Origin of the sequence: Pseudoalteromonas sp. US3C1013 (assembly GCF_048401115.1) — a bacterium.
GTDB classification, from domain to species: domain Bacteria; phylum Pseudomonadota; class Gammaproteobacteria; order Enterobacterales; family Alteromonadaceae; genus Pseudoalteromonas; species Pseudoalteromonas undina.
Window position 1 is genome coordinate 552,004 of sequence record NZ_CP183075.1, and the last position, 25,039, is coordinate 577,042.

The window sequence follows — 25,039 nt, forward strand, 5'->3', positions numbered from 1 at the left end:
TTATGTTTAATAAAATCATCGACTTTTGGTTTAATGAGCTTGAGCCTAAACAGTGGTGGCAAAAAGACGATGGGCTTGATGCACAAATTAAAACTCGTTTTGGTGAATTACATCATCAAGCAAGTGTAAGTGAGTTATTTGGGTGGCGTGAAAGTGCGCTAGGTAGTCTTGCTGAAATTATTGTGCTTGATCAGTTCTCACGTAATATTTACCGTGAAAAGCCCGCAGCATTTGCCTGTGATGCATTAGCTCTAGCGTTAGCGCAAGCAGCTATTGCCAAAGGGTTTGATAAGGAATTGACGGATGAGCAACGCGTATTTTTGTATATGCCTTTTATGCACAGCGAATCAAAGCTAATTCATGATGAAGCGGTTAAGTTATATAAGGCGTTAGGTATTAAAAATAACTTAGATTTTGAGTATCAGCATAAGGCGATTATTGATAGATTTAATCGTTATCCGCATCGTAATAAAATACTAGGACGGGACTCTACAAAAGAAGAGCTTGAGTTTCTAAAACAGCCTAACTCAGGTTTTTAAATTTATTAGACAAAAAAACACCGCGCTTGCTACAAGCGCGGTATTTAATTTTACTAACCTGATACCTGATACCTGATACCTGATACCTGATACCTGATACCTGATACCTGATACCTGATACCTGATACCTGATACTAGCTGTGAATCATAATGCTTTTAACATTCACAAATTCGCGAATCCCAAAGCCACCATGCTCTCGGCCATAACCGCTGTCTTTAACACCGCCAAATGGTAGGTTTGGTTGTGCCAAACCATAGCCATTAATATTAATCATGCCGGTATCAAAATACTTTTTGGCCAGTTCAATGGCTTTCTTCTCATCTTTTGAAAATATACCACCGCCTAGTCCATAGCGTGAATCATTAGCGATACGCATAGCGTCGTCGTTATCTTTGGCTTTAATTAAAGATGCGACAGGGCCAAATAGCTCATCGTCATAAGCAGGCATGCCCGGTGTAAGGTTTTCCAGCACAGTTGGTGGATAGTAATAACCTGTTTGTTGCGGTATTTCGCCGCCTACAATTACTTTTGCACCCGCATTGACAGAGTCTTGTACTTGCTGATGAATTTTGTCGCGTAAATCTTCGCGTGCCATAGGACCCAGTTCAGTATCTTCATCCATTGGGTCGCCCATTTTTATCGCCTTAAAATGCTGGCTTAGTGCTTCTTTAAAGTCATTGTAGAGTGAATCAACCACCACAAAGCGCTTGGCTGCAACACAGGTTTGGCCGTTGTTGATAATGCGTCCTTGTAAACATGCTTTAACTGCAAGGGCTAAATCAGCGTCGTCAAGTACAACAAAAGCATCGTTACTACCCAGTTCTAGCACGGTTTTTTTAACATGCTTAGCAGCTTGCTCTGCCACTTTTTTACCTGTGCCATCACTTCCAGTAAAGGTTACGCCACTAATCGCTGAGTGTGAAATAAGGGCGCTGGCAGTTTTACCATCAACCAGTAAGTTGCTAAAGCAGTGTTCAGGAAAGCCTGCTTGTAGAAATAATGTTTCAATTTTTTCAGCCATACCAAATACATTACCGGCGTGTTTTAATACCGTGGTATTACCCGCCATAATGTTTGCGGCACTGTATCTAATAACTTGATAAAGTGGGAAGTTCCATGGCTGAATACCCAGCAGCACACCGGTAGGGCGATAGCTTATGATTGCACGACCTCCTTGCATGTCGCGCTCCTCGTCGCTAAGCATATCGGCGCCATGCTCAGCGGTATAACGACAAATGTCAGCACAAAGCTGAACTTCTTGGAAGCCTTGCTCATAGACTTTACCCATTTCTTCGGTCATTAGTTTTGCTAAGGCTTCTTTTTGGCTTTCAAATAAAGAGGCTAATTTATTTAAATATTTTGCGCGCTCGGTAAACGAGGTTAATCGCCATGTTAAGTATGTTTCATGAGATTTTTCGATCACTTGTTCTGCTTGAGCTTGAGAAAGCAGCGTGTAGCTATTAATGACTTGCTCGGTTGCGGGATTGATCGTATCAACTGTGTTACTCATTTTACCTCCTAACAAATTATGTAATAGGATAGGTGCAAAACCAAAGCCAGTTAGTTTCTAGATATTAAAAAGTCATAACTATCTGTTAGTAATGGTTTTTATATTGCTTATGACTAAAATCTAGATGTTGTTTGCTTGTTGTTTTTGCTATGGTTCTGTAAATAGTGCAAGTTGTTGAAAAAGTTACAGGGAGAGTTCAAATGAAGCCACCATTGTTTAATACCGCTTTACCGATAATTCAGGCACCTATGGCAGGTGTTCAAAACGAGCAGCTTGCTCTTGCTGTAAGTGAGGCTGGAGGCTTGGGCTCTTTGCCTTGCGCCATGTTATCACCAGCACAATTAATTGAGCAGCTAGAAGTACTTAGCCAAAAAACAACGAAGCCGTTTAATCTTAACTTTTTTTGTCATAGGGTTGCTGATTACACGAACGAACAAAAGCAGCTATGGCATAATATGCTGGCACCTTATTTTGCAGAGTATGAAATTGACCCGCAAAGTTTAACTGCAGGGGCTTCCCGTCAACCTATAAATCAATCGGTTGTTGATATTATTGCCCTCTATAGGCCAGCAGTAGTTAGTTTTCATTTTGGTTTACCTAAGCAAGCTATTGTGGCGCAAATAAAAAGCTGGGGCACTAAAATAATTTCAACGGCTACTACTTTAGATGAAGCTATTTGGCTTAGTGAAAATGGCGCTGATGGGATTATTGCTCAGGGTATAGAAGCTGGTGGCCATCGAGGGCACTTTTTATCAATGGATTTAAGCTTACAACAAACTACTGAGCAGTTAATTAAACGTTGTGTTGAGCATATATCACTGCCTATTATTGCTGCTGGTGGCATTGCTTCAGCCGATGATGTACAGCGGTTTAAAGCGTTAGGAGCGAGTGCTGTACAAGTAGGGAGCGCTTATTTACTATGTAAGGAGGCAACAACATCAGCTTTGCATCAACAGGCTATTTTAGATCAACAACAAGACGAGACTACACTGACTACATTGTTTTCTGGTAGAGCTGCTCGGGGTATTAAAAATCGAGTAATGCAAGAGCTAGGTGCTATACCAAAGGGCGTTCCTGCGTTTCCACATGCCAGCAGTGCAATAACAGCCTTAAGAACTCTAGCTGAAAAAAGTGCTAAAAGTGATTTTTCACCTTTATGGTGTGGCCAAAAATATATTCCTAGGGTGGGTGTATCAGCGGCTGATATTACACATGCTTTAATGAAAAAATGGTAATTTTTAATGTCTGATAATCCACTTTTATCGCTTGGCGACAGTTATGAAGCACTAGTAAACAAGTTTAAAGTGCAATTGGCTGGTAAGTATCCTCAGCAACTAATAGCGCCCAATACCGTATTAGTGCAACAAGGCGATCTGCAAAGTTATGGGTATTTAGTTGTGGACGGGGTTCTAGGCGCTATTCATGACGACATTGACGGCGTGCAAAAGTGTAAAGAGTTTTATTTTAAAAATGAATTTGCTTTGCTGTTTGCCAATTGGATGACCTCAACTCCTGCGTTTTATCAATTAAAAGTGATTAACGAAGCCAATGTAATTAAAGTACCACTAACACTATTTGAGCAAGCACAGTATCAACTGATTAAGCAGCAGCTTATTGCACAGCAACTTATTTTTAAAGAAGCCAAAGAAGCATTTTTATTACTCAATAGTCCCGAGCAGCGTTACTGCTATTTACTCAAACATAAACCTCATTGGTTGGCGCAGTTAAGTTTAAGCCAAGTGGCAATGTATATAAGCATTTCGGCTATTTCGTTATCACGAATTCGTAAGCGACTTAACTTAAGTTAAGTGCTGTTTTCATAAAGCACTATACACTCCCCATTTTAAGCTTTAATACCTTGGAGTGTTATGTTTTTAATTGCCCAATCGTTAGTAGCAGTCGCTACTTTACTCGACTTAGCTTCATTTCAGTTTAAATCCCGACGAATTATTTTAAGCTGTTTATTTACCTCAGTATTATTAACCTCTGCTCACTTTTTTATATTGGGCTATAACAGTGCCGGCTGCTTAATGTTTATTGCCGCGGTACGTTATTTTTACTGTATTTACTTTAAGCATACTTGGGCTATGTTTGGGTTTATGGCTGTAAGCTGCTTAGCCGTTTATTTTACTTGGCAAGATTGGTTTAGTGCTTTTGCATTGGTGGCGACATTAATACAAACTATCGCTTCATTTCAAAATCGAGATTTGCACTTAAGGTTATGTATGGTGGTGGGAACCTCTTTTTGGATAACACATAATATTTTCGCCAGCTCGCCAGTGGCAATAATCATGGAAAGCCTATTTTTAAGTAGTAACTTACTGGGACTATATCGCTTTTATGTGGGGAAAAAATCGCTGAGCGAACCGCAAACGCAACCCTAAATACTTAGGTAAAAAACTGTGCAGCAATGGCTTTTAGCAGATAGGTTTCGCGAATAATTGATAGCCCTTGCTTGTCACTGTTTGCAAGTGTACGTTCGTTATGGGCTATCGCTTGGAAAATATCAACCCATTTAGCCTGCATGCCATTTTGTTTTTCGTAGTGTTCAAGCTGTGCTTGGCCTAGTTGCTCATCAATTTGGCAGAGGTAGCAGTATGATTCTATATGAATAATATCAAAGTCATCTTTGTACCAAGGACGGTACTCTTCGTAAAGCCCAAACTCGCTACATACTTTTATATTTTGTGCGCCAGTTTCTTCACTTAGTTCTCTGACCAACCCCTGCTCTATGCTTTCATGTGAGTCAATTCCACCGCCAGGTAAGCTAAAGTCGTCGTAGCGCTGAGTATACATAAGTAAAATTTGTTGTTGCTTAAATGCAATAGCGCGAGCGGTTGGGCGAGAAAATTGACGACCTTGCTCAATATTGATTGAGGGATGAATGTAGGTTTTTAATAAGCGCATAACAACTCCTGTAATAAAAATAAATTATATCAGTTGGTTATATTAATTGCTTTAATAGAGATTTAATAAGCCTCATAAAATAGCGCTATTTCAGCGCCTATACAGCTACTTATGATTAAACTAGTGGATTAAAAATAAAACAGCTGCATTTTGTACCTTAATTATGTATATCTTTCATTTACATTAAAGGGTAAGTAGAATGGTGAAAAAGCACAGGGATTATTCATGTTAAATATACTTTTAGTCGATGACGACGTCGAATTCAGTGATGTTATTTGCCATATTGTTGAGTTTCTTGGCCACAACATTAATACAGCAACCAGTTTAAAAGAAGCGCATCAATGGTTTGAAAATAACACCTTTGATCATGTGCTGCTCGATTTTATGTTACCTGATGGCAGTGGTTTACACTTGCTGGATCACTTAAAAATGATTGGTCAATCGCCTAAAGTCACCCTTATTTCAGGTCACCCTTCGGTTAAAGGTATTTTAGCTGAGATGTGTGAGCCTAATGTGTCGCATCTATTAAAACCGCTGCAACGCGAAGACTTAGAACTGGTTTTAAATGGCCCTAAAAAAACAGTAAAAAAAGCGAAAAGCGCCGCTATTACTCATCATTTTGACACGCTTATTGGCGAGTCTGCGCCCATGCAACAGCTTTATACTATGATAGAGCGTGTAGCTAAAACCAATGCTAATGTTATGCTTATGGGTGAAAGTGGCTCAGGTAAAGAGGTGGTAGCCCAAGCTATTCATAATGCTAGTAAATGCGAAGGTCCACTGGTGGCGAGTAACTGTGGGGCGCTTTCAAAAGAGCTTATTGGCAGTGAATTATTTGGCCACGAAAAAGGCGCATTTACCGGTGCCATTGCTCGTAAAGAGGGCGTGTTTGAACAAGCAGACGACGGAACGTTATTTCTTGATGAAGTCACCGAAATGCCGATTGATATGCAGCCTAACTTACTGCGTGTACTTGAAACTAAAAAAGTAACACGAGTAGGCGGTAATCGTGAGTTACCAGTAAATTGCCGTGTTATTTCAGCGACTAACCGCTCCCTTACCGATTTAGCGCAGAATAATATTTTACGTGAAGATATTTACTTTAGACTGGCTGTTTTTCCAATTGATATACCGCCACTAAGAGAGCGAAAAGAAGATATTCCATTACTCGCAAAAGCGTTTTTAGGTCAGTTGAACGATGAAAATGGTACAGCGTTTGCCTGGGCTAACGAACAGCTTAAAGAGCTACAAACATACGACTGGCCAGGTAACGTACGTGAACTTCGCCATGCTATTCATCGCGCTTTTATTATGAGCGACCCGCAAACTAGCACAATTAGTTTACCTGACAACTTAGAATCGCCTTTTTCAAGGGTTAATACTCAATCTGAGGACAAACAGGTATCAGCAGGGCAAACAATTGAAGAAGTTGAAAAAGAGCTTATTCATGCCACGCTCGATAAGGTACAAGGTAATAAAACATTAGCGGCACAAATGTTAGGCATTAGTACTAAAACCTTATACAACCGTTTAAATGCTTATGGTGGTATTGGCGAATACAAATAACCAGCATGCAAATTTAATAACAACAAAACGAGGACTTTAATGGCATTACCACAACAGGCAAAACCTTTGAATGAGCTGGTACACGACGCACGTGCGCCGCTAAACCGTATTTCGATGAATGCTGAGCTAATTAAGCTAGTACTTGAAAACGATATGCCAAAAGATAAAGCACTCGCCGCATTGGATAAAATAATTGCTAATTGCCAAGCGTGCAGTGACAGTTTGCAGCTTATTTCAGAATCGAAGTAACCCTAATTAATTCAGGATGATAAATGATTAAACGCAAACAGCAAGGCAAAGCAAATGTAGTATGGGCGTTATTTATTTCCATAGTGCTGTGTATTATTGTGGGTAATGCTTTTTTAGCCATTAACACTATTCAAGGGTTATCGCGTACTCAGCAAAGTTTAGATAACACTAATATGTTAAGCACGGCGATAGAGCAATTGCACCTTTCGGTAGTGCAAGCTGAGTCGGGGCAGCGTGGGTATTTATTAACTCAAACGGATGATTATTTAGTGCCTTACTACGATGCTATCGCACAAATAAAGTCTCAAACGAACCATGTGAGCGCCTTACATTCTGAAATTGACGGGCAGGCACAGCGTATTGCACAGCTGTTACTCTTGGTTGAAGCTAAAATAGCTGAGCTGAAAAAAACGGTTGAATTAGCATTAAACGATAAGGAAAAGCGTGCACTTCTGAGGCTCAATACACATGAAGGGCGTGATCTTTACAGAGAAATTCGCACATTGGTTAGTGACATTCAAGAACGCGAATTGCTGTTTAAAGTCAGTCACTTTTCGAAATTAGCACAAATTAAAAAAGAAGCTAAAATCACTTTTGGTATTACTGCAGTTACCAGCGCATTATTGATTTTGGGTATGTTTTTATTAGCTAGGTTGAATTTAAAAAATGCGGCCGAGTATCGTGCCGAGCTTGAAATGCAAAATGAAACTTTAGCCAGTAAAGTGACTGAACGTACTCAAGAGCTTACTTTGTATTCTGATGAATTAAGTCGTAGTAACCGAGAGTTAGAGGAGTTTGCTTTTGTTGCCAGCCATGACTTGCAAGAGCCGCTAAGGAAAATTCAAGCATTTAGTGACCGGCTTGAAAGCATGTTTAAAGACGAATTAGGTGAAAAAGGCGCAGATTATATTGCCCGCATGAAAAATGCCGCACAAAGGATGTCTAATTTAATTAATGATTTATTAGAGTTCTCTCGAGTAACAACCCGAGGTAAAGATTTTACCGATACCGATTTAAACAGCATTCTGAATGATATAAAAGGTGATTTAGAAATAGCGATTAATGAGTGTAATGCACAGGTTGTTACGGTTGATATGCCCATTATTCAGGCAGATCCGAGTCAAATGCATCAGCTGTTTTTAAACTTAATTTCCAATGCAGTGAAGTTCAGAGCGCCTAACGTTGACCCGGTTGTTAATGTTGACTTTGAACGAGTGTGTGAGTTTAGTGAAGATCATAACAGTGAAATATGTTGGCATGTCATTACCGTAAAAGATAATGGTATCGGCTTCTCTGATGAGTACGCGGATAAAATATTTGTACCATTTCAACGTTTGCATGGCCGTTCAGAATATAAAGGAACGGGTATTGGTTTATCTGTATGTCGTCGAATTGTAGAACGACACGGCGGCTCTATTGCTGCGATAAGCACCCTAGGTGAGGGGGCAACTTTCATCATTAAATTACCTGTGGATGCAGAGTTATTCACATTACAAGGAGAGGCATAATATGCCATTAACAAACGTAAAACCGATTACCATTTTGATGGCAGACGATGATGAAGATGATCGTTTATTAACCCAAGATGCGCTTGCTGAAAGTCGCGTTTTAAATGAATTACATTTTGTTGAAGACGGTGTTGAACTTTTAGAGTACCTAGAGCGCAAAGGCAAGTTTGTAGATAAAAGCATCTCGCCAAGACCAGGCTTAATTTTACTTGATTTAAACATGCCGAGAATGGATGGTCGTGAAGCGCTTGAAGCTATTAAGGCAAATCCAAACCTAAAAGGCATTCCAGTGGTAATTTTAACCACATCTAAGCAAGAAGAAGACATGGTTAAAGGTTATAACCTAGGCGCTGCGTCTTACATAACTAAGCCGGTTACGTTTGACGGGTTAGTTGAGTTGATGAAAACGCTGGGTAAATACTGGGTTGAGTTTGTAGAGCTACCAAGCACGTTTAACGATTAAGCATATTATTAAAACAGGAGACGCTATGTTAGCAAAGGCAACGAAACTGCTATTGGTTGAAGACGATGAAGATGATTATATTTTAACTCGTGACTATTTAGAGCAGCTCAGTTCCCATGTGTTTGACATAGACTGGATAAGCTCTCCTGAGCAGGCGGTGGAAGTGTTGAGTAAAAATCAACATGATATTTGCTTGCTTGATTATCGCTTAGGGGCATCTGATGGCTTAAGTGTTTTAAAACAAGCGCTTAAAAATGGTTTTTGTGGGCCTATTATTATGCTTACAGGGCAGTCAAACGATGCCCTCGATTCAGCTGCGCTTGATGCCGGAGCTGTTGATTACTTAGTTAAAAACGAAATGAGTGGTAGCCGGTTTGCTCGCTCTATTCGCTACGCATTAGCGCGCCGTGATGTAGAAGATGAGCGAGTGGAACGCTTAAAAGCCGAGGCTGAAAACCGTTCAAAAGATCGCTTTTTAGCACATTTAAGCCACGAATTGCGAACACCGCTATCTTCTATTTTAGGTTATACCGAGTTGTTGATGCTCAGTGACTTTAACAAGCAGGCTGAAAACGAGCTCGGTGTGATTTATCGTAATGGTAAGCATTTATTAAGCTTACTAAATGATGTTTTAGATTTATCTAAAATTGCTGTCGATAAACTCGAACTGAGTTTAGGGGAGGTTAACCTTGATAGCTTAATGGCCGACGTATTTACATTAATGCGCGTATCGGCACTCGATAAAGGCTTATCACTAAAGTTTGAATCACTGGAGCCTTTACCACTAGTCATTCGTGTAGATGCCACTCGAGTTCGACAAATTCTTATTAATCTGATCAATAACGCGATTAAATTTACTGAGCAAGGCGAGATTGTGGTTAACGCGTGGACTGAAGTAGTCAATGAGCGTGAAATGCTATTTTTTAGTATTAAAGACTCAGGCTTAGGCATTGCTCCAGAAAAACAAGCTCTCATCTTTAAGCCTTTTGAGCAAATAGCTGATGTAGAGTCGCGTTCAGTCGGTGGTGCAGGCTTAGGTTTAGCTATTTGTTCTGAACTACTTAGTCGTATGCAGGGGGATATTTCATTAGACTCTCACGTAGGTAAAGGGTCAACCTTTACCATTTCTTTATATCCTGGTGATATCAGACAGGTAGAGCGCAATTTATTAAAACTTGATTTAACCCCCAATATGCAGCAAAAAGTAGCACCCTGCCAAGTGAGCGGTAAGGTGTTGGTGGTTGATGATTTACGCGATTTACGTGTGTTAGTTGGTCACTTAATCGGTTCAGCAGGCGCTGCGGTCGATTATGCTGATAATGGTAAGCAAGCGCTTGAAAAAGTAAAAAAACAGCTAGCAGACGGGCACGCAACCTACGATATTATATTTTTAGATATCCACATGCCAGTAATGGGCGGAAAAGAAGCTGCTATTGAGCTTAGAAAGCTAGGTTTTAAAGGTTCAATCATAGCCTTAACTGCTGCGACTATGAAAGGCATTCATAGCGAACTCAATGCGTTAGGGTTTGACGATATGATTGCCAAACCTGTCGATTCCAACTTGCTTTATCAATGCTTAGAGTTAAGGCTCGGGCAAAAAGAACAATCAGCTACGCTGGTTCAGCCAGCACCTAAACCAAGTAATGATAAAAAGTGCTTTTTATTAGTAGAAGACGATGCTGATGCCGCGCAAATTACCCAGCTATTACTAGAAAGCTTGGATGTAGATACCGATATAGCAACAAGTGTTAAAGACTGTAAAGCAAGGCTTGAACATAACAGTAATTACGATAAAGTATTGCTCGATATGCATTTGCCAGATGGAACCGGTTTAGAGCTGGCAGGGTTTATTAAGCAGCATTACCCTGATATTAAGCGCGTCATTATTAGTGGTATGGAGCCCGATGCCGTGCATATCAGGCAACTAGAAATAGAGCAGGTATTGTTAAAACCAATAAATTTAGCATTACTCAATCAGCTTGTTTAACACCCTATTAGCTTACCTAGATGTTAAAGGTTTAACCACAGATTGGCGTATAACTAACTCGGGCTCAAATAACGTTTGAATAGGGTGTACGCTTTTTTGATAAACATGACTAAGTACCCACTGCGCTGCCACTTTACCCATCTCATCGATAGGATAGTTTATAGTGCTCAACGGAGGGTAAACGTGACGGGTAAAAAACACGTTATCGTAGCCAATAATTGAAAGCTGCGAAGGTAGTTGTATACCATGCTCTCTGGCTCTCACCATGGCACCAGTGGCCATTTCGTCATTGGCACATACCAAGGCGGTAAAGGCTGGGTTGTTTTTATACAGTGTAGCGAAGCCTTCGTAGCCACTTTCTTCTACAAAGTCACCTTCAAATAAATTATTTTCATCAAATTTAATGGCGAATTCATCAAGCGCTTGTTTATGCCCATTTAAGCGTTCTTGGGCATCTTTTTTCCATAATGGGCCGCTAATATACGCAATTTCTTTATGGCCCGATTCAATAATGTATTTAGTGGCTAAATAGCCACCTTTAGTATTATCAAGAATAATACAGCGGTCGGCGAGCTCTTCAATATAGCGGTTTAGCAAAACAAACGGGGTTTTGCCTTTACTGAGTTTTATTAAGTATTCATCACTAATAGCTTCAACATGCAAAATAAGTGCGTCGCAGTTACGGCTAATTAAAAATTCGATGCCTTGTTGCTCTCGCTCTGCGTCACTGTGGCCTGCGGTAATAATAACGTGTTTACCTTGGTTTCTTAGGGTGTTCTCTATACCGCTCATCATCGGCCCATAAAATGGACCCTTAAGCTCTGAAACTAACAAGCCCGCACTATTCGAGCAATTAGAAGCCAGTGATTGCGCAATAGAGTTAGGGCGGTAGCCCAGCTCTTCCATGGCTAAGGTGACTTTTTTTCTGGTTGCATCACTTACGTTTGCATTGTTGTTCATTACTCTTGAAACAGTGGCAAGTGACACCCCTGCAAGCTTTGACACTTCATAAATGGTGGCCATACTATTCCTTGCTACAAATTGCTTTTCTGTGTTAAATCGGCAGTGATTTTTTTAATGGTTCTATTGTCTAGGCTGTATTTACTCATTATTAATGCCACAAGTACACTACCAATCGCAGGGTAAAGTGTGAATGAGGTTAAAATACCATTTTTAGTTGCCTCGCTTAATTCCACATTGGCTTGATATTGATAATAAGCAAGTAACCAACCGGCAATCGCTCCGCCTAATGCAAGCCCCAATTTGATAAAAAATACGATGCTTGCGTAAACTAAACCCGTGAGTCGAAGGCCATTTTGCCAGACTCCGTAATCAATAGTATCAGCCATTTTTGCCCATAATAAAGGCGTTGCCATTTGAGTGAAAAAACACCATAAAAAATACACTAAAAACGCTAGTAAAACGTGTTCATTAGGAACAAAAAAGGCAATGCAGCTCAATATGGCGGAAATATATTGCAGATAAACATAAGCCGCTTTCTTATCAAGGCGTTTACTTAAAGGTTGTGCGCAAGCGCAGCCTAAAATATTACCAATCATACCTAAGGTTACAAATTCGGTGATTAAATCTTCTTTGCCAAGAACATATTTTACATAGTAAATAGCCAACGTTGTGCGCAATACCATACTGGTTAATAATACCAGCGCTGCCATACACAAGATTTTAAACGGCTGATTTTGCCATAAAACGTGAAGTTGTGTTTTTAAAGATAATTTATGCGGTGGATTGCTCACTCGCTCTTTGGTGTAACGAAAACAAATTAAAAATAACACCACACCTAGGCAACTCATAACCAGCATGGTGAGTTGATAGCCCATTTCGTTATTACCATTGCCAAACCATTTTACTAAAGGCAAGGTGCAGCTTGTAACCAGTAAACCACCTAACATGCCAAATACAAACCGGTATGATTGAATGGAGACACGTTCGTTGGGGTTGCCACTTAATACGCCGCCAAGTGCCGAATAAGGAATATTAATTGCGGTGTAAACTAACATTAGCAGGGTGTAGGTAACGAAGGCGTAAATAATTTTGTTGGCGTCATCCATCTCAGGGGTAGTAAAAGTAATCACGCTTATAACGGCAAAAGGGATGGCAAGCCAAAGTAGGTAGGGTCGGTAGCTACCGTATTTAGTATGAGTGGCATCAGTGAGTGCGCCCATTATTGGATCAGTTACTGCATCAATAACTCTAACTACTAAAAAAAGGGTGCCCACAACTGCAGGCGAAATACCAAAAATATCAGTGTAGAAAAAAGTTAAAAACAGCATCACGGTTTGAAAAATAATATTACTGGCCGTGTCACCTAGGCCGTAAGCTATTTTTTCTTTTTTACTCAGCATAAAAGCCACTCGTTATTATTTTTGGCGCTGTTTAAGAAAATCACGATACGCAATTGCGCTTTGTTTTAGGGTACGTTGTTGAGTTTGGTAGTCAACATAGACTAGCCCAAAGCGTTTTTCATAACCATAGGCCCATTCAAAATTATCCATTAAACTCCATGCAAAGTAGCCTTGTACATTAACGCCTTGCTCAACTGCATTATGAACGGCATTAAGATGGGTATGGTAATAATTGATACGTTGTATGTCATCTACTTTACCATTTATTAATATATCAGCCATTGCTGCACCGTTCTCTGTTATATATACCTTAGGTAAAGTATAACGATCATTTAGTGAAAGCAGTAATTCGCACAATCCCTGCGGGTATATTTCCCAGCCCATATCGGTGGTGGCAACATTCTCTAAAGAAACTTCGCTAAACCAATGATCTGGGGTATTTTTGTAATGAATACGAGTATAGTAATTAACCCCTAAAAAATCGATCTTTTGGCTAATAATTGCCATATCTCCATCACTAATATGGGGCTTTGCATCATTTGCAAGCTCATTAATCACTTCAGGGTAACAGCCCTCTAGTACTGCCCGTATATACCATTGGTTATGATAGTCATCAGCTAATTTAGCAGCGCGTTGATCAGCAGTGGTAAGCGGATAGGATGGGCTAAAGTTAAGTACTATACCGGCTTCTATCGTGGGGCAATTCTTACGTATCACTTGCATTGCGAGTCCATGGGCAAGCAGTAAGTGGTGCGCTGCTTGGCGTCCTGCTTTTTGACTTTTTATGCCTGGTGCATGTACCCCTATTTCATAGCCTAGGTAGGCACTACAAAAAGGCTCATTTAAGGTCGCATAAGAGTCAACTAAGCCCTCTAGTTGTTGAGTTACTATGTGAGTGTAATGAGCAAATTGATACGCGGTATCGCGATTTAGCCAACCACCGTTGTCTTCTAAATGCTGTGGTAAATCCCAATGATATAAAGTGACATAAGTTTTAATGTTGCGCACTTTTAAAGCTTGTAATAGCGATTTGTAAAACGACATTCCTTGAATATTCAAGCTGCCATCTTGGTGTAAAACGCGTGGCCAAGAAATCGAAAGACGATAAGCGTCTACAGCTAAATCAGCAATCATTTGTACATCTTGTTGCCAATATTCAATGTGTTTACATGCTTGGTTGCCGTTACTGTTATCTGCAATGGTGTTTGGTTTGTTACAAAAAGTATCCCAAATACAGGGGAGGCGGGTATCGTAACTTCCCTCTATTTGAAAAGAGGCTGTAGCAACCCCAAAAATAAACGGCGGCTTTAAGAGGGCTGACGTGCCTGGTAAGGAGATTGTTTTAAACACAATGAGATACGTCCTTAAGCTTGCAAATAATAATGAGCTCTACAGTAGTTAGCTAAGCAATATAAATTGCATAATATAACAATGTAAGCGCTTACAATATTTTTGTAAATAAATTGATAAATTTTCTCTATATGCTATAAATGTAAGCGCTTACATTTGGTGTTGCAACTATTATCTGCATTTTAAGTTTTACTAAACGCAATAAAATAGAGGTAACAATCTGATAATTAAAAAATAATTAGAGATTATACTATGGCACATATCACACAGCCACTACCGGCAGCAGAAAACAGCCAAAAACCAGGGTCTACACACACCTTTGCGTTAACATCGCTTACGACCTTGTTTTTTATGTGGGGTTTTCTAACTTGCCTAAACGATATTTTAATTCCGTATTTAAAGGGAATGTTCTCCCTTAATTACACCCAAGCAATGTTGGTACAATTTTGTTTTTTTGGTGCCTACTTTGTTATGTCAATTCCTGCAGGGAAGCTGGTCAGTAAAATAGGTTACCAATTTGGTATTGTTGTTGGTTTGGTTGTTGCTGCGATAGGGTGTGCACTATTTTACCCCGCTGCAGAGGCACATGTTTACGAGCTATTTTTACTTGCTTTGTTTGTACTTGCTTCAGGGATCACTATTTTACAAGTCTCTGCCAACCCTTATGTAAGCGTATTAGGGCCTGCAAAAACAGCGTCTTCGCGCTTAACTATGACTCAAGCTTTTAACTCTTTAGGTACAACTGTTGCGCCATTGTTTGGTAGTTGGTTAATTTTGTCAGAAATTAGTCAAGCTACAGCAGAACAAGTTAAGTTTCCTTATTTAATGCTCAGTGCAAGTTTATTAACATTGGCGATTATTTTTGCTTTTTTAAAGTTACCTAAATTAGGTAAAGCGATTGACAGTGAAGCAGAAAACCAAGGTGACACTGAGTTTGTTGATTTAGGCAGTGTATGGAAATATCGTCACCTTATTTTAGGCGCGATTGGTATTTTTGTTTACGTAGGGGCTGAAGTGGCCATAGGTAGTTTTTTAGTTGGCTTTTTAACCCTTGATCATATTGCAGGCTTACCAGAGCAACAAGCAGCACATTACATTAGCTATTATTTTGCAGGTGCAATGATAGGACGCTTTGCTGGCGCCGCGATTATGCAAAAATTAAACGCAGCCAAAGTATTAGCTTGTCACGGTATTTTAGCAGGCTTACTTGTGTTAATTGCTATGACGGGTCAAGGGTCACTGGCTATGTGGGCTATTTTATTAGTTGGATTATGTAACTCTATTATGTTTCCTACTATTTTTAGTTTAGCACTGCAGGGGCTTGGTAAATACACCTCACAGGGTTCGGGTATTTTATGTTTAGCGATTGTTGGCGGTGCCATTATTCCGTTATTACAAGGTATGCTAGCTGATAACATAGGTGTGCAATTAGCTCTTATTTTGCCCATTGGTTGCTATTTATATATTACTTATTTCGCGCTGTTTGGTACTAAAAAAACAACGTCAACTCCTCTTTGAGTTTTAGGTGAATACTATGATTATTAAACGCACTTTTTCAATCACTGCGCTGATGCTAGCAGCAATAACCAGCAGCGGTTGTTCGCAACCCTCTAACAGTGCTAGTGATGCGACAAGCCCAAAAGAAATTTGGCCAACAATAGAAACAGGTATTAAAAGCGATGCTCAAATGGAGCAAAAAATCGCTGATATGCTAAAGAATATGACGCTAGAGCAAAAAATAGCGCAAATGATCCAACCTGAAATCCGTAATATCACGGTTGAAGATATGCGTAAGTATGGTTTTGGTTCTTACTTAAATGGTGGTGGTTCATTTCCAAACAATAATAAACATGCAACCCCTGAAGATTGGGTTGATTTAGCAGAAAAGATGTACCAAGCATCTATTGATGATTCTTTAGATGGCAGCACAATCCCTACAATGTGGGGCACTGATGCGGTACATGGACACAACAATGTTATTGGCGCGACCTTATTTCCGCATAATATTGGTTTAGGTGCTGCAAACAACCCTGCACTTATTGAAAAAATAGCCGCCGCTACTGCGCGAGAAGTAATGGTTACCGGTATAGATTGGGTATTTGCACCTACTGTTGCGGTGGTTCGTGATGACCGCTGGGGCCGTACTTACGAAGGGTACTCTGAGGACCCTGAAATAGTGAAAGCGTATTCCGCTTCCATCGTTAAAGGGTTGCAAGGCGCTGTTGATGAAGACTTTTTGTCGGATACGCGAGTAGTTAGCACCGTTAAGCACTTTTTAGGTGATGGTGGTACTGTCAATGGCGACGATCAAGGTAATAATATCGCCTCTGAAGAAGAGTTATTTGCGCTTCATGCACAAGGTTATGTAGGTGGTTTGAGTGCAGGTGCGCAAACGGTTATGGCTTCGTTTAACAGCTGGCATGGCGATAAAATACACGGTAACAAATACTTATTAACCGATGTACTAAAAGAAAAAATGGGTTTTGATGGCTTTGTTGTTGGCGATTGGAATGGCCATGGACAAGTTAAAGGCTGTTCAAATAGTAACTGTGCTCAAGCTGCTAATGCAGGCTTAGACGTGTACATGGCGCCAGATGAGTGGAAACCACTATTTAGCAACTTGGTTAACCAAGCTAATAGCGGTGAAATTCCACTAAGGAGAATTAACGATGCGGTAACGCGTATCCTACGCGTTAAAATGCGCGCAGGATTATTTGATAAACCAAGCCCCGCGAAGCGTCCTCTTTCTGGAAAAACTGAAATTATTGGTAGTAGCGATCACCGTGCAGTGGCTAAACAAGCTGTACGCGAGTCTCTAGTATTACTTAAAAATAAGCAGCAGTTACTGCCATTATCGCCTAAGACCAACGTATTAGTCGCAGGCATAGGGGCTGATAACATCGGCATGCAGTCGGGTGGTTGGAGCGTTACGTGGCAAGGAACAGGCAATACCAACAGTGACTTCCCTGGCGGCAGCTCTATTTACGCAGGTATTAAAGATACTGTAGAGCAAGCTGGTGGCAGTGCAATGCTGAGTGTTGAAGGGGAATACAAAGCACGCCCAGATGTAGCCATTGTGGTGTTTGGTGAGCAACCATATGCAGAGGGTAATGGTGATGTTGATAACCTAGAATACCAGCGCGGTAATAAAAGCGACTTAGCGCTACTGCGAAAGTTTAAAGATGCGGGAATCCCTGTTGTATCATTATTTATTAGCGGTCGCCCAATGTGGGTTAATGCTGAGCTAAATGCCAGTGATGCGTTTGTTGCTATTTGGCTTCCAGGCAGTGAAGGTGATGCAATTAGTGATGTATTGTTTAAAAATGCAGACGGTTCAATTAACCACGACTTTAAAGGAAAGTTATCGTTTTCATGGCCGAATAACCCAATCGACAATGAAAACCGCAACGACGAAGCTTATAGCCCATTACTTCCTTATGGTTTTGGCTTAACCTACGGTGATAGCAACGTACTTAAAGATGACTTGGTAGAGCAAACTCAACAGACTGAAAAACTGGATGATTTAGTATTGTTTGAGCGTGCAATTAAAGCACCATGGTCGTTGGTATTAAAAAGTGGCGAGCAACAAAAAACGGTGGCGAGCAGTCGCGAGTCATTAGGTGCGGTGAGCATCCAAACATTTGACAAAGAAGTGCAAGAAGATGCACGCGCTATTCGTTTTAATGGCCAAGCGATGGCTGGGGTTAATTTAGCCGCGGCATTCCCATCTGACTTACGCTCATACATTGAAAACAATGGCCAACTGCAAATGCAAATTAAAGTAGATAAAGCGGCATCAAGCCCGCTGTGGATTGCTATGGGTTGTGGTGAGAGTTGTCAGGGTAAGTTTGATATTACTGATAACCTTGAGCAATCAGGTCAATGGCAAACATTAAACATCAACTTAAGTTGTTTTGCAGAGCAAGGTGTTGATTTAGCAAAAGTGTTCACCCCTTGGCAGTTAAGCACGCAAGGTGATTGGCATGTATCTATTGCTAAGCTGGCTATTACAGCAAATGCTGCCGAGCAAAGTAGTGTTACTTGTAAGTAGTCAATAACCTATTAATAATCCATCAATAAGCAGGTACTAAATGTACCTGCTTATTGCTTTAAAACCGCGTATACAAAAACCTACCAAATTAGTCCCTTCTTACTTTTATTCCATTCTATGTGATTGATTATATTCAGCTCAATAGTTATCATAAAAACATAATAAAACTGCATTCGCTTTTGCGTTAATTATTTGAGAGTATGCCAAAATATTAAAAGCGTTATGTAATTAACAGGTGAGAGAATGAATCAAATAAAGCTGGCTTCGCAGAGCATACAGCCTTCAAAAATAGTCTGTGTGGGGCGCAATTACAGTGCGCATATTGCTGAATTAAACAACGAACACCCTGAGCAAATGGTAATTTTTAATAAGCCTAATAGCGCGATCACTAATACCTTACTCTCTTCCCATAACGGTGATACGTTGCATTATGAAACTGAATTATGCTTTGTGATAAAAAATAAGCAGCTTGCAGGCGTAGGGATTGGACTTGATTTGACTAAGCGAGCTTTGCAAAGCAGTTTAAAAGAAAAGGGCTTGCCGTGGGAACGTGCTAAAGCATTCGATGGCTCAGCATTATTTAGTGATTTTATTGAGTTAACGCCAGAAATGACATCGTTTATGTTTGAATTACATATTGATGGTAAAGTAATTCAGCACGGAGAAACCCAGCTAATGTTGCACCAACCTGCGCAAATTCTGGCAGAGGTAAATGAGTTTATGGGTTTAGAAGAGGGCGATATTATTATGACCGGCACGCCTGCTGGCGTAGGGATGGTGAGCGCGGGTCGAGAGTTTAAAGTTGCTCTTTATTCTGACTCTGGTCAGCAGTGTTTATTGGAGCATCATTGGTCTGTGAATCAAAGTTAAGCACATATTGATTATAGGCTTTATTAAAGTCCTCAAAGTGTTCATTTAACCAGTATTGTTGATTATTTTTGTATTGCTCTGAGGTTAAAATATTGTTTTTTAGTACGTGATTAATCTTTTTAATTGCCATAGAAGCAAAATTATTTGGGGCATTAGTCGCACAACCAACGGCTATTGGAACTAATTTATTTTTATTTTGGGCAATCGGTAGGTTTACAATATTTGATTGATTGCCTTTGCTAAAGTGGCTAGTGATAAATGGGTAATCAAGCGAGTAATCTAAAGAGCCGTGTTTTAAGCGCTCCATTACAACACCACTTTCATTATCACTACTCCAGCTCATAGAAACATTAGAGTGAGTTAATGAGTTTTCAATAATATTGTTAATCTGCACAGAAAAACGACGCGCATCAGCTTGACCGTAAGTGAAGTTTTTATCAGCAAGTAAACCCACTAAGTTGATAGGATTACCATGCTTAGAGGTTAATTGAGGTGCTTTTTCCGCGGTAGTTATGATGTTATGTGGGGGATAAACCGCTGTAGGTAATGAATATAAAAACTGTTTATTTGCACTGTGTTTGTAAATAGCGCATGGAAAACAAACGTTTCTACCCTCATCGATATATTTATTAATTCGCTTTTGCGGTAAAACTAAGCGGGTATGTTTCACCCCTTTTATGCTATGCATTAGCTGTTGTGTTAAATCATCGCATAAGCCAAGCTGTTTTGTTTCTTTGCTTAAATGAAACGGAGGGGTTTTACTTTGTAACCATAAAATCTCTTCTATTGGCTTTGCTGTTTTACTATGACTGCAAGTAGAAAAAGTGACCAAAATGCCAAGACATAAAAAACGAAGTGATTGCATTACAAATAGATCCGCCTAGAAAATTTGTTGCGTATTATACTAGCAGTGCCTAAAAAATAAACATAAAGAACAGCAAAGCATCAATTTCATTGAAACGTATTTATACTTTGCTGTTTTTGATCACCTGCTAGGCTTAAAACCTCTTGCCGTGATTAAATTGCCCTATATAGAACAAACTTTAATCCCCAAAAATTAATAAGCCCTAGTATGGCATTGGGTTATTTCTGAATATGGTATCAATCGCTAGAAGTACATCGTCGCTAAGAGTTAGCTCAAATGCATCAATGTCTTCTTTTAATTGCGCCATAGTAGTGGCACCAATAATAGATGAGGTAACGCCATCCACTTGATTACACCACGCTAGCGCTAATTGTGCAGGGGTGATAGCGTGTGCATGGGCAAGTTCAACATACTCTTTGGTCGCCTTTTGTGATTGTGGCGTATCTCTAAAAATACCGTTACGCTGCATAAATGTCCAACGAGAGCCTTCAGGGCGCGCTCCATTTAGGTATTTACCCGTTAATAGTCCAGCAGCTAAAGGTGACCAAGGTAAATAAGCAATATCTTCATGCACACATTGCTCTATTAAATAAGGCCAATCTTTCGCATGCGCTAAACTAAACTCATTTTGAATAGACACCATTTTTGGTAAATTGTGCTCTTTGGCTAAATTTAAAAATTGGCTAATCCCCCACGGGGTGTCGTCAGAAAGTCCACAGTGTTTAATTTTACCCGCTTTAACACACGCATCTAAACCCTCTAAAATATCAAGCATGTCAGCGGTGTGCTGTTTTGCATCGACATCAGTAAATTTAAGCATGCCAGGCCATTGCCTTGCAAAATGAGGAGTGCGACGATTTGGCCAATGTAATTGGTATAAGTCAATATAGTCGGTTTGTAGGCGTTTTAGAGACTGATCAACTGCATCAATAACAGCTTGGCGAGTAATATCACCACCATCACGGATCCATGAAAGCCCATTACCGGCAATTTTAGTTGCAATAACAATGTCTTTTCGTTTCTGTGAATTACGTGCGACCCAATTCCCTATAATTTCCTCAGTTTTACCATAAGTATCGGGAGAGGGAGGAACTGCGTACATTTCTGCCGTATCAATAAAGTTAACACCACGGTCAAGAGCATAGGCTATTTGCTCATCAGCATCATGCTGGGTATTTTGTACTCCCCAAGTCATACTACCTAAACAGACCCTAGAAACACTAATATCACTACTGCCTAATTGACTATATTGCATTACTAATCCTAATTATTCGTTTTCAGAATTTGCTTTTAAAGCCGATAACAAAGGTTCTGTGATCGTGGCTTTTTGCCCTGTTTTAAAGTCAAACATCACCACTTTTGACATGCCAGTGGTCGTTATCGCATTTTGCGCATGGCTAAATACACTGTAATTCATTATAAATCTGTCTGACTTAATATCACTAATAGTAATACCTACGCTTAATGTGTCAGGAAACGTCACAGGGCGTTTGTAGCGAATATTATTTTCACTGATCACAGGGCCAGTGGCTTTAGCATTGATAGTATCAAATAAATTTAATTTATTTAAAAAGTCGATTCTGGCTATTTCAAAATAACGAAGATAAACACAGTTATTAACATGCTGTAGGGCATCCATATCGCCCCACGCTACAGTAATGTCGGTATGAATAGGGTGTTGTTGTTTAAACGTTTCCATGTATTTATAGCTCTTGGTTTTAAAGTATTTAGATTAGCAACATGGTCGGATGAGCTCAAGGGAATTATAGTTGGCAAAAATTCTAGGGCTAAAATTGTACCTCTTTGAATTCATGACTATAGTAACTATTAACACACAAGGAGATAACTATGCAGAATATAATTAATTGGTTATTGGCATGCACCGTTTTTATAGCGTCGTTTACTTGTTACGCTATGGGTAATGAGGCAGGAGCAATTATTTTGATTTTATTAGGCTTTTCTTTAGAAATTTTATTTTGGATGTATTGTTTTAATAAGCCCAAGAAAAATAGGCGCTCTTTTTAAATAACAACAAGCTTGCTAATTAATAGCGATTACACAATAATGGCTGTATAAATAAACAGTTGTTATTGTGTGATGAAAAAGTTTATTCATATAGACATGGACTGCTTTTATGCAGCCGTTGAAATGCGCGACAACCCCAAGCTTGCAAGTGTACCGCTGGCAATTGGCGGTAACAGTCGCCGTGGAGTGCTCTCTACCGCTAACTATCTTGCTAGAGAGTATGGGGTGCGCTCTGCTATGTCTAACTATCATGCCAAACAGCTTTGCCCCGATTTAGTTATTGTTCCCGGAAGAATGGCTGTTTATAAACAAGTATCAACTCAAATCCGCGCTATATTTAACCGCTATACTGATCTTGTAGAGCCTCTTTCACTTGATGAAGCGTACCTAGATGTTACCGACAGTACTGCATTTAAAGGCAGTGCAACGTTAATTGCAGAGCAAATCCGCACCGATATTTTTAATACCACAGGGCTGACCGCTTCTGCGGGGATTGCGCCAATTAAATTTATAGCCAAAATTGCTAGCGATGAAAATAAACCCAATGGCCAATTTGTAGTATTGCCTGAGCAAGTTGACTCGTTTTTAGCCCAATTACCACTAGGTAAAATTCCAGGAGTGGGTAAGGTAACCTTGGAGAAGCTTAATTTAAAAGGGTTGTACACGGGCCAAGATGTTCGCGAAAAAGGGGCTAATTGGATGCAGCAACATGTGGGGAATTTTGGCGTGTCGTTATATCAAAAATGTATGGGGGAGCATATAGGGCGGGTTTCAACTGAGCGGATTCGTAAGTCATTGAGCGTGGAGCATACTTATGAATACAACAAAAATAGTCTTGATGAGTGCTTGGAGCAATTACCGCAACTGTTAGGTGAGCTCGAGGTTAGATTAAACAAACAGCAGCTACAAAATAAAATTAACAAGTTAAGTGTTAAAGTTAAATTTGCTAATTTTGTTGTGACCTCAGCAGATCAAGCGAATCATCAATTAAACACGGCTATTTTTAAAGAGTTACTCGCCAAAGCCTATCAACGCGGATTACAACAACCTGTGCGTTTATTAGGAATTGGTGTTGGTATTAAAAGCCAACCAGAGCATAATTTACAGCTGAGTATTTTAGACGTGTAAAAGCTGTAACTCTAGGTTGCCAGTAAGTATGCAGATTACCGCAGTTTACTGGTTATAAATTGCTAAATAAATAATAATAGGGGCTACGTTTTCTAACAGGATCCTTTTTTATGGCATATCCAAAAGCAGTGCTGGCTCAGCCAGTAAGTGCAAGCCTAGATTGTGCATCACACGATGCACTAATTATTATCAGTGATGACTTTTCTCATTTACCAAATACGCCTCTGCGTGATGCAATTTTAAATCAAGCTCAAGTAGACTCTCGAATAGGTAATCAAGTTACCTTATTAGTAATTGCCGGTAAACGTGTTGTGTTAGCCCCAACAGGCCCTTTAAATAGAGATTATGATGATGTACGTCGCTATTTTGATGCGGCTAAATTAGCCATTAATGAGGCTAAAGCGTCAGGCAGTGTTAACCCTGCTATTTACTTACCCGCTTTAAATACCGACAGCCGTTACCAATACGCGCTAGAAGTGGCCTATTTAGGCGCATGCCAAGCATTATGGCAGCCTCTTGAAGCACGTGAGTTTCATGGTCATGGTATTGAGCCAATTACTCAAATCGGTTTAATTGATGCCAATGAGCAAACGATTAAAGCAGTCAATGCATTAGCAGCTGGACAACATGCTGCACGTGATTTATGTGGTACCGAGCCTGAACGTATGGCACCACCACGCTTTGCTGATTACTGTAGCGAACTATTTAATAATAGCGCAGTGAGCGTTGCTGTGATTGATGACTTGGCTGCCATTGATAAACACTATCCGATGCTAAGTACTGTTGCTCGTGCATCTTATGCAGTAGAGCGTCATCATCCACGCGTTGTTAAACTTGAATATGTACCAGAGGGTGAAGTAACACGCACACTGATGTTTGTTGGTAAAGGCTTAGTTTATGACACAGGCGGTGCAGATTTAAAAGTAGGCGGCTACATGGCAGGTATGAGCCGAGATAAAGGCGGTGCTGCTTCTGTGGCTGGATTTATGAAAGCAGTTGCTGATTACCAGCCTAAAGGCGTTAAAGTGATTGCCTTTTTAGCAGTGGTACGTAACTCAATTGGTTCAGATTGTTTTGTTCCTGATGAAATCATTACTAGCCGTGAAGGTGTGCGAGTGCGCATTGGTAACACTGATGCCGAGGGGCGTCTAGCGATGGGTGATTTACTTAGTGAAATGAAAGATTTGGCTGTAAACGAAATAAACCCAACGCTGTTTACTGTGGCTACTTTAACAGGGCATGCTGCACGTGCGATGGGACCATATGGTGCTTATGTAGAAAATGGGCCAGCACGTAGTGCTAATATTTCACGTCAATTAGCTGATTGTGGTGATTTATGGGCTGACGGTGCTGAAGTATCACGTTCACGTCGTGAAGATTATGACTTTATAAAACCACGTACTTTAGCCGATGATGTGCTTTCTAGTAATAATGCGGCTTCTGCCGTCACAGCGCGCGGTCATCAATTTCCTATGGCATTTTTAGCTGTGGTAGGCGGGTTAGATAAGCATGGTAATGAGTCTACTTTACCACTTCCTTATGTGCATATGGATATTGCCGGTAGTGGTGTTGAAGGTGGTGATTGGCAACATGGTAAACCAACTGCGGCCTCAGTAAGCAGTTTATTTGCCCGCTACTGTTTATAATTCTCTATAAA

22 protein-coding genes are annotated in these 25,039 nt (G+C 40.1%); 14 read left to right on the plus strand and 8 right to left on the minus strand.

Annotated elements, in window-relative coordinates; translation table 11 throughout:
• Positions 1–2 precede the first annotated feature (2 nt).
• Positions 3–539 (plus strand): DUF924 family protein, encoded by a 537-nt coding sequence (locus ACNSN2_RS02575; protein WP_418608507.1) that lies wholly within the window; start codon positions 3–5, stop codon positions 537–539.
• A 134-nt stretch (positions 540–673) separates the two neighbouring features.
• Here the strand turns inward: ACNSN2_RS02575 and ACNSN2_RS02580 are convergent, their stop codons facing one another.
• Complete coding sequence (locus ACNSN2_RS02580) at positions 674–2,050, minus strand: NAD-dependent succinate-semialdehyde dehydrogenase (RefSeq protein WP_418608508.1); 1,377 nt, start codon at positions 2,048–2,050, stop codon at positions 674–676.
• A gap of 200 nt (positions 2,051–2,250) precedes the next feature.
• On the opposite strand from ACNSN2_RS02580, the gene ACNSN2_RS02585 reads away from it, so the two are divergent.
• Genes ACNSN2_RS02585 through ACNSN2_RS02595 form a run of 3 tightly spaced genes read left to right on the plus strand, consistent with a single transcriptional unit; the run spans position 2,251 to position 4,434 of the window.
• On the plus strand, positions 2,251–3,285 hold the full coding sequence (locus tag ACNSN2_RS02585) for an NAD(P)H-dependent flavin oxidoreductase (RefSeq protein WP_418608509.1): 1,035 nt from the start codon (positions 2,251–2,253) through the stop codon (positions 3,283–3,285).
• Positions 3,286–3,291: 6 nt separating this feature from the next.
• Entirely contained in the window at positions 3,292–3,858 is a 567-nt protein-coding gene (locus ACNSN2_RS02590; protein WP_418608510.1) for a Crp/Fnr family transcriptional regulator, read from the plus strand.
• Between the two features lie 60 nt (positions 3,859–3,918).
• Complete coding sequence (locus ACNSN2_RS02595) at positions 3,919–4,434, plus strand: YgjV family protein (RefSeq protein ID WP_109875287.1); 516 nt, start codon at positions 3,919–3,921, stop codon at positions 4,432–4,434.
• A gap of 4 nt (positions 4,435–4,438) precedes the next feature.
• Here ACNSN2_RS02595 and ACNSN2_RS02600 read toward each other — a convergent pair whose 3' ends face one another.
• Positions 4,439–4,957: an NUDIX hydrolase gene (locus ACNSN2_RS02600; protein WP_055012837.1), complete on the minus strand. Its 519-nt coding sequence runs from the start codon at positions 4,955–4,957 to the stop codon at positions 4,439–4,441.
• 225 nt (positions 4,958–5,182) lie between these two features.
• On the opposite strand from ACNSN2_RS02600, the gene ACNSN2_RS02605 reads away from it, so the two are divergent.
• From ACNSN2_RS02605 to ACNSN2_RS02625, 5 genes are read left to right on the plus strand one after another with little or no spacing between them, the layout of a single operon-like run.
• Entirely contained in the window at positions 5,183–6,523 is a 1,341-nt protein-coding gene (locus ACNSN2_RS02605; RefSeq protein WP_418608511.1) for a sigma-54-dependent transcriptional regulator, read from the plus strand.
• A gap of 39 nt (positions 6,524–6,562) precedes the next feature.
• Positions 6,563–6,772: a hypothetical protein gene (locus ACNSN2_RS02610; protein WP_054202227.1), complete on the plus strand. Its 210-nt coding sequence runs from the start codon at positions 6,563–6,565 to the stop codon at positions 6,770–6,772.
• A gap of 23 nt (positions 6,773–6,795) precedes the next feature.
• Positions 6,796–8,280, plus strand: coding sequence for a sensor histidine kinase (locus ACNSN2_RS02615; RefSeq protein WP_418608512.1), 1,485 nt, complete (start codon positions 6,796–6,798; stop codon positions 8,278–8,280).
• A gap of 1 nt (position 8,281) precedes the next feature.
• Entirely contained in the window at positions 8,282–8,743 is a 462-nt protein-coding gene (locus ACNSN2_RS02620) for a response regulator (protein WP_010390893.1), read from the plus strand.
• Positions 8,744–8,768: 25 nt separating this feature from the next.
• A complete protein-coding gene (locus ACNSN2_RS02625) occupies positions 8,769–10,730 on the plus strand; it encodes a response regulator (protein WP_010390895.1) in 1,962 nt (653 codons plus the stop codon).
• Positions 10,731–10,742: 12 nt separating this feature from the next.
• Here the strand turns inward: ACNSN2_RS02625 and ACNSN2_RS02630 are convergent, their stop codons facing one another.
• The 3 genes from ACNSN2_RS02630 to ACNSN2_RS02640 are packed head-to-tail and all read right to left on the minus strand — an operon-like array spanning position 10,743 to position 14,443.
• Positions 10,743–11,753: a LacI family DNA-binding transcriptional regulator gene (locus ACNSN2_RS02630; protein WP_418608513.1), complete on the minus strand. Its 1,011-nt coding sequence runs from the start codon at positions 11,751–11,753 to the stop codon at positions 10,743–10,745.
• Between the two features lie 11 nt (positions 11,754–11,764).
• The gene (locus ACNSN2_RS02635; RefSeq protein WP_109875285.1) at positions 11,765–13,093 is read right to left on the minus strand and encodes a glycoside-pentoside-hexuronide (GPH):cation symporter; all 1,329 of its coding nucleotides are present in this window, start codon (positions 13,091–13,093) and stop codon (positions 11,765–11,767) included.
• A 15-nt stretch (positions 13,094–13,108) separates the two neighbouring features.
• Positions 13,109–14,443 (minus strand): GH1 family beta-glucosidase, encoded by a 1,335-nt coding sequence (locus tag ACNSN2_RS02640; RefSeq protein ID WP_418608514.1) that lies wholly within the window; start codon positions 14,441–14,443, stop codon positions 13,109–13,111.
• Positions 14,444–14,695: 252 nt separating this feature from the next.
• Here ACNSN2_RS02640 and ACNSN2_RS02645 point away from each other — a divergent pair, with 252 nt between their 5' ends.
• The 3 genes from ACNSN2_RS02645 (at position 14,696) to ACNSN2_RS02655 (ending at position 19,364) form a co-directional block, all read left to right on the plus strand.
• Positions 14,696–15,961 carry a sugar MFS transporter gene (locus ACNSN2_RS02645; RefSeq protein WP_198521989.1) on the plus strand — a complete coding sequence of 422 codons (1,266 nt, stop codon included), beginning with the start codon at positions 14,696–14,698 and terminating at the stop codon, positions 15,959–15,961.
• A gap of 16 nt (positions 15,962–15,977) precedes the next feature.
• Positions 15,978–18,494: a glycoside hydrolase family 3 protein gene (locus ACNSN2_RS02650; RefSeq protein ID WP_418608515.1), complete on the plus strand. Its 2,517-nt coding sequence runs from the start codon at positions 15,978–15,980 to the stop codon at positions 18,492–18,494.
• Positions 18,495–18,737: 243 nt separating this feature from the next.
• Positions 18,738–19,364, plus strand: a complete 627-nt coding sequence (locus tag ACNSN2_RS02655; RefSeq protein ID WP_054202220.1) for a fumarylacetoacetate hydrolase family protein — start codon at positions 18,738–18,740, stop codon at positions 19,362–19,364.
• Here the strand turns inward: ACNSN2_RS02655 and ACNSN2_RS02660 are convergent.
• The 3 genes from ACNSN2_RS02660 to ACNSN2_RS02670 all read right to left on the minus strand — a co-directional run bounded on the left by ACNSN2_RS02660 (position 19,291) and on the right by ACNSN2_RS02670 (position 21,928).
• Entirely contained in the window at positions 19,291–20,229 is a 939-nt protein-coding gene (locus tag ACNSN2_RS02660) for an ABC transporter substrate-binding protein (RefSeq protein WP_418608516.1), read from the minus strand. The genes ACNSN2_RS02655 and ACNSN2_RS02660 overlap by 74 nt on opposite strands.
• 202 nt (positions 20,230–20,431) lie before the next feature.
• Positions 20,432–21,484, minus strand: a complete 1,053-nt coding sequence (locus ACNSN2_RS02665) for an aldo/keto reductase (protein WP_418608517.1) — start codon at positions 21,482–21,484, stop codon at positions 20,432–20,434.
• 12 nt (positions 21,485–21,496) lie between these two features.
• Entirely contained in the window at positions 21,497–21,928 is a 432-nt protein-coding gene (locus tag ACNSN2_RS02670; RefSeq protein WP_054202217.1) for an acyl-CoA thioesterase, read from the minus strand.
• A 398-nt stretch (positions 21,929–22,326) separates the two neighbouring features.
• On the opposite strand from ACNSN2_RS02670, the gene dinB reads away from it, so the two are divergent.
• Positions 22,327–23,382 carry a DNA polymerase IV gene (gene dinB, locus ACNSN2_RS02675; RefSeq protein WP_418609036.1) on the plus strand — a complete coding sequence of 352 codons (1,056 nt, stop codon included), beginning with the start codon at positions 22,327–22,329 and terminating at the stop codon, positions 23,380–23,382.
• 110 nt (positions 23,383–23,492) lie between these two features.
• Positions 23,493–25,028, plus strand: a complete 1,536-nt coding sequence (locus ACNSN2_RS02680; RefSeq protein WP_418608518.1) for a M17 family metallopeptidase — start codon at positions 23,493–23,495, stop codon at positions 25,026–25,028.
• Positions 25,029–25,039: the final 11 nt, after the last annotated feature.

What these genes read in the sequence shown, in the direction of transcription:
- ACNSN2_RS02680 (WP_418608518.1), top strand. Translation starts at nt 23,493, where the DNA reads ATGGCATATCCAAAAGCAGTGCTGGCTCAGCCAGTAAGTGCAAGCCTA.
- ACNSN2_RS02625 (WP_010390895.1), top strand. Translation starts at nt 8,769, where the DNA reads ATGTTAGCAAAGGCAACGAAACTGCTATTGGTTGAAGACGATGAAGAT.
- dinB (WP_418609036.1), top strand. Translation starts at nt 22,327, where the DNA reads ATGAAAAAGTTTATTCATATAGACATGGACTGCTTTTATGCAGCCGTT.
- ACNSN2_RS02650 (WP_418608515.1), top strand. Translation starts at nt 15,978, where the DNA reads ATGATTATTAAACGCACTTTTTCAATCACTGCGCTGATGCTAGCAGCA.
- ACNSN2_RS02665 (WP_418608517.1), bottom strand. Translation starts at nt 21,484, where the DNA reads ATGCAATATAGTCAATTAGGCAGTAGTGATATTAGTGTTTCTAGGGTC.
- ACNSN2_RS02590 (WP_418608510.1), top strand. Translation starts at nt 3,292, where the DNA reads ATGTCTGATAATCCACTTTTATCGCTTGGCGACAGTTATGAAGCACTA.
- ACNSN2_RS02620 (WP_010390893.1), top strand. Translation starts at nt 8,282, where the DNA reads ATGCCATTAACAAACGTAAAACCGATTACCATTTTGATGGCAGACGAT.
- ACNSN2_RS02580 (WP_418608508.1), bottom strand. Translation starts at nt 2,050, where the DNA reads ATGAGTAACACAGTTGATACGATCAATCCCGCAACCGAGCAAGTCATT.
- ACNSN2_RS02600 (WP_055012837.1), bottom strand. Translation starts at nt 4,957, where the DNA reads ATGCGCTTATTAAAAACCTACATTCATCCCTCAATCAATATTGAGCAA.
- ACNSN2_RS02610 (WP_054202227.1), top strand. Translation starts at nt 6,563, where the DNA reads ATGGCATTACCACAACAGGCAAAACCTTTGAATGAGCTGGTACACGAC.
- ACNSN2_RS02630 (WP_418608513.1), bottom strand. Translation starts at nt 11,753, where the DNA reads ATGGCCACCATTTATGAAGTGTCAAAGCTTGCAGGGGTGTCACTTGCC.
- ACNSN2_RS02670 (WP_054202217.1), bottom strand. Translation starts at nt 21,928, where the DNA reads ATGGAAACGTTTAAACAACAACACCCTATTCATACCGACATTACTGTA.
- ACNSN2_RS02645 (WP_198521989.1), top strand. Translation starts at nt 14,696, where the DNA reads ATGGCACATATCACACAGCCACTACCGGCAGCAGAAAACAGCCAAAAA.
- ACNSN2_RS02585 (WP_418608509.1), top strand. Translation starts at nt 2,251, where the DNA reads ATGAAGCCACCATTGTTTAATACCGCTTTACCGATAATTCAGGCACCT.
- ACNSN2_RS02655 (WP_054202220.1), top strand. Translation starts at nt 18,738, where the DNA reads ATGAATCAAATAAAGCTGGCTTCGCAGAGCATACAGCCTTCAAAAATA.
- ACNSN2_RS02595 (WP_109875287.1), top strand. Translation starts at nt 3,919, where the DNA reads ATGTTTTTAATTGCCCAATCGTTAGTAGCAGTCGCTACTTTACTCGAC.
- ACNSN2_RS02635 (WP_109875285.1), bottom strand. Translation starts at nt 13,093, where the DNA reads ATGCTGAGTAAAAAAGAAAAAATAGCTTACGGCCTAGGTGACACGGCC.
- ACNSN2_RS02575 (WP_418608507.1), top strand. Translation starts at nt 3, where the DNA reads ATGTTTAATAAAATCATCGACTTTTGGTTTAATGAGCTTGAGCCTAAA.
- ACNSN2_RS02605 (WP_418608511.1), top strand. Translation starts at nt 5,183, where the DNA reads ATGTTAAATATACTTTTAGTCGATGACGACGTCGAATTCAGTGATGTT.
- ACNSN2_RS02660 (WP_418608516.1), bottom strand. Translation starts at nt 20,229, where the DNA reads ATGCAATCACTTCGTTTTTTATGTCTTGGCATTTTGGTCACTTTTTCT.
- ACNSN2_RS02615 (WP_418608512.1), top strand. Translation starts at nt 6,796, where the DNA reads ATGATTAAACGCAAACAGCAAGGCAAAGCAAATGTAGTATGGGCGTTA.